General features: G+C 57.1%; 8 protein-coding genes. 5 read left to right on the top strand and 3 right to left on the bottom strand.

The window, feature by feature from the left end; all coding sequences use genetic code 11:
• Positions 1-829: 829 nt before the first annotated feature.
• The 3 genes from R50912_RS01370 to R50912_RS01380 are packed head-to-tail and all read left to right on the top strand — an operon-like array spanning position 830 to position 5,387.
• Positions 830-2,548, top strand: a complete 1,719-nt coding sequence (locus tag R50912_RS01370) for a glycoside hydrolase family 3 protein (protein ID WP_042231778.1) — start codon at positions 830-832, stop codon at positions 2,546-2,548.
• Entirely contained in the window at positions 2,545-3,648 is a 1,104-nt protein-coding gene (locus R50912_RS01375; protein ID WP_231637757.1) for a glycoside hydrolase family 88 protein, read from the top strand. Before R50912_RS01370 ends, R50912_RS01375 begins: the two co-directional genes overlap by 4 nt.
• A 2-nt stretch (positions 3,649-3,650) precedes the next feature.
• On the top strand, positions 3,651-5,387 hold the full coding sequence (locus R50912_RS01380) for a DUF8769 domain-containing protein (protein ID WP_042231780.1): 1,737 nt from the start codon (positions 3,651-3,653) through the stop codon (positions 5,385-5,387).
• A gap of 140 nt (positions 5,388-5,527) precedes the next feature.
• Here R50912_RS01380 and hflX read toward each other — a convergent pair whose 3' ends face one another.
• Positions 5,528-6,805, bottom strand: a complete 1,278-nt coding sequence (gene hflX / locus R50912_RS01385; RefSeq protein WP_042231784.1) for a GTPase HflX — start codon at positions 6,803-6,805, stop codon at positions 5,528-5,530.
• An 837-nt stretch (positions 6,806-7,642) separates the two neighbouring features.
• Here hflX and R50912_RS01390 point away from each other — a divergent pair.
• Both R50912_RS01390 and R50912_RS01395 read left to right on the top strand, forming a co-directional pair.
• Positions 7,643-7,963, top strand: coding sequence for a hypothetical protein (locus tag R50912_RS01390; protein ID WP_042231786.1), 321 nt, complete (start codon positions 7,643-7,645; stop codon positions 7,961-7,963).
• A gap of 34 nt (positions 7,964-7,997) precedes the next feature.
• Positions 7,998-8,264 carry a hypothetical protein gene (locus tag R50912_RS01395; protein ID WP_197073023.1) on the top strand — a complete coding sequence of 89 codons (267 nt, stop codon included), beginning with the start codon at positions 7,998-8,000 and terminating at the stop codon, positions 8,262-8,264.
• 6 nt (positions 8,265-8,270) lie between these two features.
• Here R50912_RS01395 and R50912_RS01400 read toward each other — a convergent pair whose 3' ends face one another.
• Positions 8,271-11,303, bottom strand: coding sequence for a DEAD/DEAH box helicase (locus R50912_RS01400; protein WP_042231790.1), 3,033 nt, complete (start codon positions 11,301-11,303; stop codon positions 8,271-8,273).
• Positions 11,300-12,937 carry an SWIM zinc finger family protein gene (locus R50912_RS01405; protein WP_042231792.1) on the bottom strand — a complete coding sequence of 546 codons (1,638 nt, stop codon included), beginning with the start codon at positions 12,935-12,937 and terminating at the stop codon, positions 11,300-11,302. The genes R50912_RS01400 and R50912_RS01405 overlap by 4 nt, the downstream gene beginning before the upstream one ends.
• Positions 12,938-13,099: the final 162 nt, after the last annotated feature.

A 13,099-nucleotide genomic window follows, 5' to 3' on the forward strand; every position in this document is an offset into this window, starting at 1 on the left:
TGTCAGGGATCCCTCTGAATCCGCCGAAAATGGGCGACAGGAGAAAATGAGGAGCAGAAGTGCCCTTGAATCCGCCGAAAATGGGCAGCAGAAGGAAATGAGGGGCATAAGTGCCCCTGAATACACCAAAAGTGGGCAGTAGAAGGAAATGAGGGGCATTAGTGCCCCTGAATCCGCTGAAAGTGGGCAGCAGAAGGAAATGAGGGGCAGAAGTGCCCCTGAATACACCAAAAGTGGGCAGTAGAAGGAAATGAGGGGCATTAGTGCCCCTGAATCCGCTGAAAGTGGGCAGCAGAAGGAAATGAGGGGCAGAAGTGCCCCTGAATACACCAAAAGTGGGCAGTAGAAGGAAATGAGGGGCAGAAGTGCCCCTGAATACACCAAAAGTGGGCAGTAGAAGGAAATGAGGGGCATTAGTGCCCCTGAATATGCCGAAAGTAGGCAGCAGAAGGAAATGAGGGGCATTAGTGCCCTTGAATATGTCGAAAGTAGGCAGGGGGACGGAATGAGTAGCATTAGTGCCATAATTTCACCGGGGCAGCCCGGGAAGTAGTCTGAATGAAGTTATGTGAAGTGGACTTACAATCTGCACAAGCTGCACAAGCCGCAAAGCTGTATAAGTTCCAGCATGAATCACCCGTTAGGGTGATTTTGTTTTTGTATAAGTATTTATTTAGGGTCCCGGCCGAAAGCTGAGTAATCACCGAAGCTAAGACCCGCTTTGTGAGGTGATTATAGAATTTTGAACTTATATTATAGTTGGCTTTATTTAGAGCGGTCCCGCTTTTCGGTACACTTGGAATAGAAATTACCGGGAGGAATCGGGACTATGCAGAGGCCGCTAAGCAAGGAAGAGCAGGACTGGGTAGAGCGCACGCTGGAGGCTATGAGCTTGCGGGAGCTCATCGGGCAAACTATGCAGGATCATGCAGGCAGACTGCCGTTCAAGGGGGATGACGAGGCCGCTCTTCGCGGGTATCTGGCACAATATCCGGTGGGCAGCTTCTTTATCGGCGGAGAGGTCATTCAGAAGGCTGCGGGTAAAGCGGAGGATTACCGGGACTGGACCGTGATGCTGCAGAGAATCAGCAAGTTCCCGCTGCTGTTCTCCGGTGATCTGGAATTCGGGGCCGGCTCTGCAGTCAAAAGCCTCACAGCCTTCCCGCCCCTTCTTGCCCTTGCTGCAGCCGATGATGAAGCGCTGGCTTATGAATACGGTAAATATACAGCGTTGGAAGGCCGGGCAGCCGGTTTCACCTGGGCGCTGGCACCGGGGGTTGATCTTCTGCTGAACTGGATGAATCCCGTCATTACTACCCGCTGTCTCGGGGATGATGCCGGGCGGGCGGCACGCCTGTCTGCAGCCGTCATGCGCGGGATGCAGGATTATGGCATCGCGGCTTGCGCCAAGCATTTTCCCGGAGACGGGGTGGATTACAGGGATCAGCATATCATTACTACGATTAACAGCTTATCTGAAGAGGAATGGTTCTCCACTTATGGACATGTGGCTCAGAGAATCATCGATCAGGGGGTGATGTCCTATATGACCGGCCATATTTCCCTTCCCTGGATTGAAGACGAGGATGCTGCCGTGAAGCCTGTGCCTGCAACCGTATCGGAGCATATCACTACGGAGCTGCTCCGGGAACGAATGGGCTTCGATGGGGTGGTGCTGTCGGATGCGCTGGATATGGGCGGGTTTCTGGCCTGGGGAGATTATGAGAAGCGTATGATCGATTGTTTCAATTGCGGCACGGATGTGCTGCTCTGGCCGGGCGTGAGATATTTTGCGGTGATGGATCAGGCGGTGGCAGACGGGCGGGTAAGCCGGGAACGGCTGAAGGCCAGCGTCCGGCGGATTCTGGAGATGAAGGCCCGGCTTGGAATGCAGTTTACCGGCGCTGCGGGAGAAGACGGGCTGGCATTGCCGCTGCTGGAGGATAAGCTGCCGCCCGGGCTGGACCGGCAGGTTAGACAATTCAGCCGGGCGCTGGCCGGGCGCTGCATTACGCTGGTCCGCAACCGGACCGGCCAGCTGCCTCTGAATCCGCAGACAGTGCGCCGAGTGCTGGTGATCATGCTGAACAAGGTGACGGAGGGGCGCAAATATGAGCGGATGAATCTTTTCGTTGAACAGCTTAAGGCAAGAGGGCTGCAGGTCGATATCCTCGATGAATTCGAACCGCTAACTACACTGCGGCAATGGGAGCTGTCCGGGGTGGCCTGGGACGCTGCTTTTGCCCCTTATTTCCTGCCGCTGCACGGCATGATGAATACGGCCCGTCCGGTAGGTGAAGCGGCCAAAGCCATCTGGGCCATGCAGCATGCAGAGACGATCAAGCCGGTCGGCATTTCATTTGCGTCGCCGTATTTGCTGCAGGATATTCCATTCCTCGATACGCTGGTGAATGCTTATTCGCTGCATGAGGATACGGTAGAGCTTACGGTCAAAGCGCTGTTTGGCGAAATTCCGTTTCAGGGCAACTCTCCGGTCAAAGCGGATTTCGAGGATTATCACGGTTCAAGGAGGCTTCGGACGTTTTGAATACAAAACAGGAGTTAGAAGAGAAGCTGGATCTTATCTTCAAATATATGAGTTCCGTCCGGCATCAGGGCAATTGGGGGATGGATATTCATCACTGGGACTGGGTGCCCGGCGTTGGTGTAATCTCCTTGATGGCATACGGAACTGCCACCGGCGCAGACAAGGTAATTGATTATCTGCTGCTCTGGGTGAACCGGAATAAGCGTAAGGCAGAGGGGGTTCGGGTCATCAACTCCCTGGCTCCATATGCTCTGTTTCCTGGGCTGTACCGGCTGACCGGGGACACCTGGTTTCTAAGCAGGTCTCAGGAAATTGCCTCTTGGATGCTGGAGACTGCGCCGCGAACCCGGGAAGGGGCGCTGGAGCATACTGTGACGGAGGCTGTAGACTTCCCGGAGCAGGTGTGGGCGGATACGGTGTATATGGCCGTGCTGTTCCTGGCACGGCTTACCGGGCTGACCGGCGACCGCGGGCTTGCAGAGGCCGCCCTGCAGCAGACCCTGCTGCATCTGCGCCTGCTGCAGGACCCGGTGACGGGACTGTTGTTCCACGGCTGGAACTGCCGGGACGGCAGCCATATGTCGGCTGCCCGCTGGGCCCGGGCCAACGCCTGGGTTACGCTGGCCGTTCCGGAGATTGCGGCGGAGACCCGGCACACCGTTGCCGTTCCGGAAGAACTCTACAGCCGCTACCGTACGCTCGCCTCCGCCCTGCGGCAGGTTCAGGGAGAGAATGGACTCTGGCATACTGTGCTCGACAGGCCGGATTATTACCAGGAGACGTCGGCCAGCGCGGGCATCGCCTGCGGTTTCCTCAAGGCGGTTAAGGGCGGCCTGCTGGATGATTCTTATCTGGAGAGTGCCGGAAAGGCGCTTGAAGGAATCCTGCCGCTTATCCGTGAAGACGGCGAGGTGCAGGGAGTCTCGGGAGGCACCCCGGTAATGCCTTCAATAGAAGCGTACAACGCCATTGAGAGGTATCCGGCGCTGTACGGTCAGGGACTGGTGATGCAGCTGTTGACAGAGGCGCTGAATCACCAGCACCCGCAACACCTGCCGCAGGCGGTTCCGCTGAACTCTGAAGGTAAGGGAGGAAGATGACCGTGAAGGAAACCGCAGAGCCTGTAAATAAAGAGATGAACCATCAGCAGCTGCTGATTCATAAAATGTCCGGACTGGAGTCCCGCTATGATCCGGGCATCTGCATGCTGCGTTCCCCGTTCAGCAGCCCGGGTTATCATACAACCCTGAAGCAGGCGGAGTTCATCCATTCCACCAGAGATTCCCTCTCCTATGCACTCGGACTGCTTGATACGGAGCTGGCCCGTTATGAACAGCGGGCATTCGATATCATCCGGCAGGTGATCTCCCTGCAGGATACCGACCGGAGCCATGCTACCTTCGGGATCTGGTCCTGGTTCTATGAGGAGCCGCTGCACCAGATGGCCCCTCCGGACTGGAACTGGGCCGATTTCTGCGGCAGCCGGCTGGTTCAGGCGATCGCACGCCACGGCCACCGCTTCCCGGACGATCTGAGGGAAGATGTGCTCCGGTCCATCGATTATGCCTGCGAGGCGATTATCAGGCGGAATGTGGGTCCGGACTATACCAATATTGCGATTATTGGAGCTTTTGTTACGAGAATTGCCGGGGAGCAATTGGGGCGTGAGGATTATGCGGCATACGGTCTGGAGCGGCTTCGGAAGCTGCACGCCCATACCATGCAGCATGGGGCTTTTCAGGAATACAACAGTCCGGTCTATACCTATATTGCCATTCTGGAGCTGTCGAAGCTTCAGTCCGAGACCACGGACAGCGCGGTCAAAGCACTGACCAGAGAACTGCTTGAGCTGACCTGGAAGACCGTCGCGGGTTATTATCACCCGGTCACGGCCCAGTGGTCCGGGCCGCATTCCCGCAGTTACGGGGCGCTGCTGAATGAGCAGAGCAAGGCTTTTCTGCAAATGGCGACGGGAGGAGCGGTGAGGTTCTTCCCCCGGGAGGAGCTGCCCTACGAGGAAGAATGGTATAGGAGCGGCATCCACTGCCCGCCTGCTTATCTGGCTGGCTTCACGGTTCCTGAGACGAAGGAAGTAAGACAGCTCTTGGATGGGCAAGGGGAGGGGGAGGGGCAAATGGACGGCGGCAAATGGGCGGTCACTTATATGACCCCGCAGTTTAGTATCGGTTCCTTCACACATAGTGATCTGTGGAATCAAAGACGGCCGCTGGTGGTCTATGTTGACAATCATGGCCAGCCGGCCTATATTCGGCTCCGCTGCCTGCATGACGGCTATGACTACTGCTCTGCACGCTTCAAATCGCTGCAGGAAGCAGGACATTTGCTGTTCGGTGTAGATTTCATTACGGACGGCGGCGATACTCATCCGAATCTCGACCGGACCGGGGGCATCATTGAGGCCGCTGATCTACGGCTGCGGCTGGAGATTGGCGGGTGCCTGGATGGGATCATCGCCGGACCTACGGAAGAAGGGGCGAGCATCATCATTGGGGAAACTGCGTTTAATCTGACGACCTGGTTCGCGGCGTTCAGCGGGCATGCAGGCGCGGTGCGCAGCTGGGCGTGGGAAATTCATAACGCGGAAGACAGCATAAATATCGATATGATTCTCTATACGGGTCCGCGCAGAAGCATTGATTTCACCACTCTACAGCAGGCGGCGCTGGTATTCTCGCTGGAGGTACAGCCGGAGGAGGAAGAAGAGGTTTATGCTGAACCGGTCCTGGAGATGACGGATGACAGCAGGGCGCTGCGGGTGAACAGCAGCGGAAGGGACGGAGGGTTCTTGCTTCAATTAAATCCCGGTCCGGCAAAATAAGGCGGACAGATCGGCTGTCCGCGGGTCCTTACGGAGTTTACTGCTGGAAGTATTCACTGCTTCCGGTGCTTCCATATACAACAGCAGGAGCAGGCCCGGTAAGAGTTACCGGGGCCTGCTCCTGTTACATAGAGAAGATTCTATTGCGAAAGCTCAACAAAATCACTCCGGAACCGCTCATAATCAGCGGCCCGGCACTCCAGCTTAAGACGTGTGCCCTGCTCTTCATAGCTGACGGATTGCACATCGGCATGCTCATTGAAGTAAGAAACAATGCTGCCCCGGTCGAACGGGACCAGAATCTCACACTGAATATAATCAGTAAAGATCCGGCTGCGGATCAGCGCCGTAAGCTCGGGAATTCCGCGGTTCTTCAGCGCAGAGAGCGTTACAGAATTCTCCTGGACCTGCGGATAAGGCTGGTCCGTCAGATCGGCTTTGTTGTAAGCATACAGGGTGGGAATGCCGTCAGCGCCCAGCGCCTTCAGGGTCTCATCCGTTACAGCCATATGCTGCTCATGCTGCGCATCGGAAATGTCGACCACATGGATCAGCAGATCCGCTTCCGTGACCTCTTCCAGTGTCGAGCGGAAGGCCTTGACCAGATGATGGGGCAGCTGGCTGACGAACCCGACGGTATCTGTCAGCAGGAAGGTTTTGTGATCGGGCAGTTCGATACTGCGCACCGATGTTTCGAGAGTGGCGAACAGCATATCCTTGGCGAAGACCCCTTTGCCCGAGCCGGGATGATAGGTCTCCACCAGCGTATTCATTAAGCTAGACTTGCCGGTATTGGTGTAGCCCACGAGACAAACGACAGGCACCTCATTCTTGTGGCGCTGCTTACGCTGAATCTGGCGCCTTGAGACCTGTGCTTGCAGCTCTGTCTGGAGGACGGAGATGCGCTCCTCAATTCTTCTGCGGTCCAGCTCCAGCTTCGTCTCCCCGGCCCCTCTGTTCTTCAGGCCGGTCCCGCCTCCGCCGCCTTGTCTGCCCAGAGATTCGCGCAAGCCCGTCAGGCGGGGAAGCATGTACTGGAGCTGTGCTACTTCCACCTGCAGCTGGGCTTCCTTGGTTTTGGCCCGCTGCGCGAAGATGTTCAGAATCAGAATCGTCCGGTCAATGACCTCATGGTCAAGCGTTGATTCCAGATTACGGATCTGGGACGGCGACAGCTCGTCATTGAAAATAACGATAGGCGCATCATGCTGCTCCATCAGCAGTGCCAGCTCCTGGATTTTGCCGGTTCCAATATAATGCGAGGGGTTCACCCGGCTGGACTTCTGGCTGAGCTCAGCCACGACCTCAATATCACAGGCAGCTGCCAGATTGCGCAGCTCCTCCATGGCGTAATCGAAGTTATTGTCATTCTGCAGCTGTACACCGACGATGACTGCTTTTTGTTGTATGGATTCCATATATAGTTCAACCTCCATGATTAAATTTGGACATAAAAAAGCACAGGCAGACTGCCTGTGCTAAAAGGATTGTGAGGAACAACAGAATAGGGTCCTGTAGAGCCGTTACACCAATAACAAACAGCTCTACAGCTATGGCACTCCCATAAATAATATGAAGCGAAGCACCGGCAGTGTTAGGGAGGAATAGTTCTCTATTCCGGCCATGCCGGGCTGCGGTTCAGTATATTCTCTATGGGGATGCAATTCCTAAAGGCATAAGCGGGCCGGGCGGAGCAACCTCGGTTCTCCGTTCAAATACAAGGGGATTTATAGACTTCACGCTATAAATCATCCTGTTGTCCCGCGTATAAGATCAAGCTATGGGCTGCCTCTAAAAATGGATAGACCTATCCTGAGTCCTCTGCACAAGGCAGAGCTTTCGCGCTATGAAGCTGTAATTAGCCGCGTAAGTTACGAATCCGGATATAGTCTATCACACTGAGCCCTCCGTTCTAAAAAAGTTAAGTTGATTTTAGCACAGCGGGTATAAAATGGCAACTGCGCCCAGTTACGGAAGCGTCTGAGGGCTGTGGAGTGTCTCCCGCTGTCAATAAACCAGAAACTTCAAATCTGCTCGGCATATGATATATGAAATAGCTTGAATAGGAGGGTGAAGAGCTGTGCCTGTATTGACAACCAACATGTTAACAAAGAACCCTACCTTGGGAGCAGGGCCTATCAGTCAAGCGGTCGTAAAAGTAGTGAACAATGGAACCTCCAGAGGAGTGGTCTATTTAACCGGGCTGAATACTGATTGTAAGTCCAGCGGCGCTATTCGCCCAGGAGCTATCCGAGTTGAATTACAGGGAAGTCGTAACCAAAATATATAATGTGACACAGACGTTTTTCCTATTCAATGTAGTGTACTCACAGGAGCAGGTTCGTGTCCGTGTGTTCCTGATTGACAGCAGCGGGGTCTGGATTCCCGTTCCTCTGCTGCCGATTGCTGTAAGCCGGATCACTTCGGAATTCCGTGGCAATATCACCGTTACTGATAACGATTTCGCGGCCATCAGCTTCCGCAGAAGTCCCGCAGTGACCATTCCTGAAGCAGTGGCTACCGAGATCAAAGCGGATGGACTGGAGATTCTGGCCTCACCCCCCCATCCGCTATAAAGTGATCGCCGGCGGAAGCGTAAACGGAGCCTTTGTGAACTATCCTACGCCGACTACAGCTATTCCTGTAACTGAAACCACCCTGCAAGTGAACTATACATGTACTGCTGTTACTGGTGGAAGGGTCATCACTCAAGGAAACGGCTCAGGCATATCGGGTGCGTACCAGAATGTTGCCATGAATCTGGTAAATCAGCAGCTGCTCCACGACATGCAGCAGGAGCCAATCACGCTGGTGGTCAGCTCACTAGCCGGGGAAGACAATCTGGCTGCAACCTTTAGAATGATAGAGCAGTGGTGAATTTAGTTAACCGACCCATTCCCTCCGCAGCGTAAACAGATCCTTCAGCGCGTCCGTAGACAGTTCGGTGATCCAGCCCTCGGAGCCGGAGATCACATCGTCGCTGAGCTGTTGCTTGCTCTCCAGCATCTCGTCAATCTTCTCCTCCAGTGTGCCGAGCGAGATGAACTTATGCACCTGCACGTCCCGGGTCTGGCCCATGCGGTAGGCACGGTCAGTGGCCTGGTTCTCCACCGCCGGATTCCACCAGCGGTCGAAGTGAAAGACATGATTGGCGGCGGTCAGATTGAGACCGACACCGCCCGCTTTGAGCGAGAGGATAAATACATTCGGCTGATCGGACGGCTGGTACCCGGACGCGGCATCGGCTTCACTGGCAGGCAGTGCGGGGGCCTGGAACCGCTCAATCATGCGGTCACGGGTGCTCTTCGGGGTGCTGCCGTTCAGATACAGCACCGGTTCCTGCAGCTCCTGCTGGAGCACTGCCTGCAGCATCTTGCCCATGCCGACATACTGGGTGAAGATCAGGCAGCGCTCATTCTCTTCGCGCAGCTCGCGGACCATGGCCAGCAACCGTTCCAGCTTCGCAGACCGTTCAATCAAGGCGCTGGTGTCCAGAACGTCTCCGGCCTCCGGCTCGGGCAGCGCCTCTTTGGTCAGCAGCATTGGATGGTCGCATAGCTGCTTAAGGCTGGTCAAGGCGGCCAGAATGGCTCCCTTGCGTTCAATACCCTCCAGCTTCTGCATCCGTTCGAGCAGGCTGTTCACGTTCTGGTCGTAGAGCGCCGCTTGCTCTGCTGTCAGATTAATGTAGGTTTTCATTTCATTCTTATCCGGAAGATCGAGCTGAATGGCCGGATCCTTCTTCTTGCGGCGCAGCATGAACGGCTTGACCAGCCGCTGCAAGTCTGCGGTTTTTTCGGCATTCCGCTCCTTCTCGATGGCGTTAGCGAACCGGTCCTGGAACCCTTTCGGACTGCCGAGATAACCCGGTGTGATGAAATCGTAGATTGACCACAGCTCGGACAGCCTGTTCTCAATTGGCGTTCCGGTCAGGGCAATCCGGTGCAGGGCCGGGAAGCTGCGCACTGCGGCGGATTGCTTCGTTCCGGCGTTCTTGATATTCTGCGCTTCATCAAGGCAGACGGCCGCCCAGGTGAACTGCTTCAGCAGCTCCTGGTCCAGCGCGGCGGTAGCATAGGAAGTGAGGACCACATCGGCCTGCGAAGCAGCGCCGTAGAAATATCCGGCATCCAGCCGTCTGCTTCCATAATGAAGCATCACGTTCAGGGAAGGGGCGAAACGCTGCAGCTCCTTCTGCCAGTTGCCGAGCACGGAGGTCGGGCAGATGATCAGCGAAGGCCAGCCGGCCGGCTCTGTCTGCCGCCGGGCTACCGGTGCGCCCGAAGCTTCCGCTTCCGCCTCCTGCTCCTTCAAGTGGAGCAGGTAGGAGATCAGCTGCACCGTCTTGCCGAGGCCCATATCATCGGCCAGGCAAGCGCCAAGGCCGAAGCGGCGCAGGAACACCAGCCAGGCATAGCCTTCATGCTGGTAGCTGCGAAGCTCGGCATGGAGGCCGGCGGGAACCTCCGGCTTCGGCCACTGGCTGCGCTGTCCAAGCTGGCCGATGATTCCGACCAGATGCTCGTTCAGCTCGACCTCCAGCCGGACGCGGGCTGCTTCTTCCTCGGCGCGCTGCGCTTCGGCCTCCTCCGCGTCAGCGTCCGCACCGCTGTTCAGCAGGTGCAGCTGCAGCACATCCTGGAAGGACAAGCCGCGTGACTTGTCCATTCCGGCCATGGCCCGCTGAATCTGCGCCAGCAGCGCAGGGTCCAGCGGAATCCACTTGCCGCGGAACTGGACGAGGCGTTCCCCGCGCGCGACGAGGTCGGCGAACTCCGCCTCGGACAGGTCGGCGTCGCCGATGGAGATGCGCCAGTCGAAGTCGACGAGCGCATCGAGGCCGAACAGCGACTGCCCGCGGCCCTCGGCGGTGCCGGAGCTGATCTTCGCGCGCAGGCGCGGCTTCCTGCGGCTGGCGGCTTCCCACCACGCCGGCAGCAGCACCTGCCAGCCGGCCTCCAGCAGGAGCCGGCTGTCGGCCGTGAGGAACCGCCACGCGACCGCGTCGCTAAGCGGTTCAGCCAGCACATCGGCGCCGCGCCCGATGTGCTCCGGAAGGCTGTCACGCAGCCGCGACAGCCACCCGGCCGCGCGCTCGTGGACGTGAGGCGTCCACGATGCGGGCCACAGGCCATGCGGCTCGCCGTCCCCGGTGAGCCGCAGCGGCACAAGCGCGGACTCGTCGCGCTTGTCCTGCAGGAGCAGCTGGAGCCGCCAGTGCGGCAGCTCTTCGTCCGGTTCAAGCAGCTGCAGCACCGGCCGGAACGGCGCGGTGTCTGCCTTCCAGCCGATGGACATCAGCCAGCTGTCTTCGTCCATCCCGGCCGCACTGCTGCGGCTAGCGCTGAACAGCAGCGGGAACTCACTGCGCAGGTCACCGGCTTCCGCATCGGTGCCGTAATAGCGCTGGAAGACCGCCGCAGAGAAGGCGGTCTGCAGACCTTCTGCGAACCCGCTGCGGTCCTGGAGACTGTGCAGCGCCGCCGCATCGTCCCAGTTGCCTTCGGCGGCTTCAGCCAGCAGCTTCTCCTCCCAGGCCCAGCGGAGCTGGCCTTCCCGGTAGGCGGAGAAGCTGGGCGCATACTGCTTGTTATCCAGCATTCCTGCCAGCAGCGGGGCCAGCCGCTTCAAGAGCTGGGCATCACCCTGCCAGCTCCAGCCGACATGCCGGAGCAGCCGCAGGCTGGCGAAGAACGGAATCACCTGCTCGGCAGGAAGCACCACGAGCTCGACTTCATCCGCCTTCGAAGTAGTAAGCTCCGTTCCATAGAAGGATTCTTCATGCCAGGCGAACAGCTTCTGCTTCAACTGGACGCCGGGTATATAATCATCCCGGTCATCTACACCGTAGATCAGCGCGTCGCCATATTGGCTTAAGGCGAGCTGGACCGTAATATTGCGCATCATTGTGTTCATGGAATTAGTTTTCCTTTCCGCAGTTCCTCCTGAAGAGCGCGCAGCCGGCTGTGCCGGTCCGTGAAGGCTTGGAGGAATTCCTCCCAGCGTGCTTCGCGTTTCAGCTTCTTGTACAGCTTGGACAGACGTTTCAGCAGCTTCACCGCTGCTTTGTAGCTGTGCCGGTTTTTGTCCAGCACGAATCGTTCCACAGCCTGATGATAGAACGGCAGGAGCAGCTCCGGCGCATTCTTCTCCACCGGCTGCAGGTCACTGACCCGGAAGTCGGCAGGCTGCCGCCCGGCCGATAACTGCATATCCATCCATTCCTGCCATTTGCCGTAGGTCAGCAGCTGCTCTTCATAGATCTCGCGCGATAGCGGCAGCATACCGGCCAGCGTATCCCACATCCGGGGCTCGGCTTCGGGCAGATGACGGACTGCTTCATCCCAGTACCCGGCGTACTCCTGCAGATTATACAGCCGGCTGCTGAGCAGCGGGCCAATCTCCGCCAGCCATGCCGTGAGGCGTGTCCACTGCCGGGCTTCTGCCAGCGGGGGCAGGAAGCTTATCAGTTCCTCCGGGTGCAGTCCGGGCCGCTCAGCTGCTGCACGCAGCTGTTCCATGGCGGCAGCATCATCATGCAGAGAATAATACATCCGGCTCTCGGCCAGCAGACGGGCATGGCGTGAGGCTGCAGCCCCCAGAGCTTGTCCGGCCGTCCGCAGGTGCTCCAGCTCTTCGGCATACAGCTCCGGTCCGCTTAGATTCGGCGTAATCCAATGGGTCCACAGCAGGTTATAGCAGTAAGAGAAGTAGGGCTGATCCCGCGAACGGTCGCGGGCTTCCGTCAGCATCTCGCCCCGCAGATAGGCGATTGTATCGTATACTCTGGGCCATTCTTCAGGGGCCTCCGCCAGCGGCAGGCTCTTCTTCATCATGTCTGTGATATGCTTCTGCAGCTCGGAAATCGCAATCGAGGTATAGTAGCCGACAGAATAACCAAGTGAGGAGAGGTTCGCCGCCAGCGGCTGTCCTCCAGGCTTAACTAAGCTTTCCAGTACACAGAGACGGGTATGAAGCTTGAACAGCTGGCCGGCAGCGGGAGACAGCTTGGGGCGGACCCCGGAGATGGCGGCCAGCGCCCGGTCGGCATACTGCGGATTTCGCACAGTATGGACCAGGGGTTCTATAAGGATTGCCATGTATTCACGCCACTGCTGCACAGTGGCTTCTGGAATAAGCGCCTCCAGCTTCTTCAGCTGTTCCCCGCGCCGTCCCGGAACTCCTTGAGCAGGAGCTGAAGGGATCTTGGGAATGTTCACAAGTGCCTTGGCATTGGCGATCGAATGTACAGGTTTGCCCTGAAGCTCTGCGTAGTACATCAGCACAGCGGCGATATGCTTGCACGGGCCGGATACCGGACAGTCGCAGTGGCTTTCCAGCAGATGCTCCAGCTGGGCGGCAACCATATAATCTTCCCGGCCTTCAACGATGGACATGATTTTCCTGTCCGTCCTCATCTGGAAGGCATGCACGCGTTTTTGTTTATAATATTGAAACCCCCGTTTAAGGGTCAGATCATCAAAAATCCGGGCCACATCCGAAATAAGCTTGTCCCATTCGGCATCATCCATGGCATAATTTGGTTGCATCGCAATCGTTCTCCTGTAGTAGATTGGTGTTGAAACCGTACTGCCCCTGCAAACAGGTCGGCAGCTTCGTCTCGGATAGAATCATTCCTTTCATTATATCATTTCTGCGTATTTTATCCGTAAATGCTTAAAATCTTAAAGGGTATGACATGCTCCATATTG

Source organism: Paenibacillus sp. FSL R5-0912 (assembly GCF_000758605.1).
Taxonomy (GTDB): Bacteria; Bacillota; Bacilli; order Paenibacillales; family Paenibacillaceae; genus Paenibacillus_AQ.

Coding starts and splice junctions, on each gene's coding strand:
- hflX (WP_042231784.1), bottom strand. CDS start 6,805: ATGGAATCCATACAACAAAAAGCAGTCATCGTCGGTGTACAGCTGCAG.
- R50912_RS01400 (WP_042231790.1), bottom strand. CDS start 11,303: ATGAACACAATGATGCGCAATATTACGGTCCAGCTCGCCTTAAGCCAA.
- R50912_RS01370 (WP_042231778.1), top strand. CDS start 830: ATGCAGAGGCCGCTAAGCAAGGAAGAGCAGGACTGGGTAGAGCGCACG.
- R50912_RS01405 (WP_042231792.1), bottom strand. CDS start 12,937: ATGCAACCAAATTATGCCATGGATGATGCCGAATGGGACAAGCTTATT.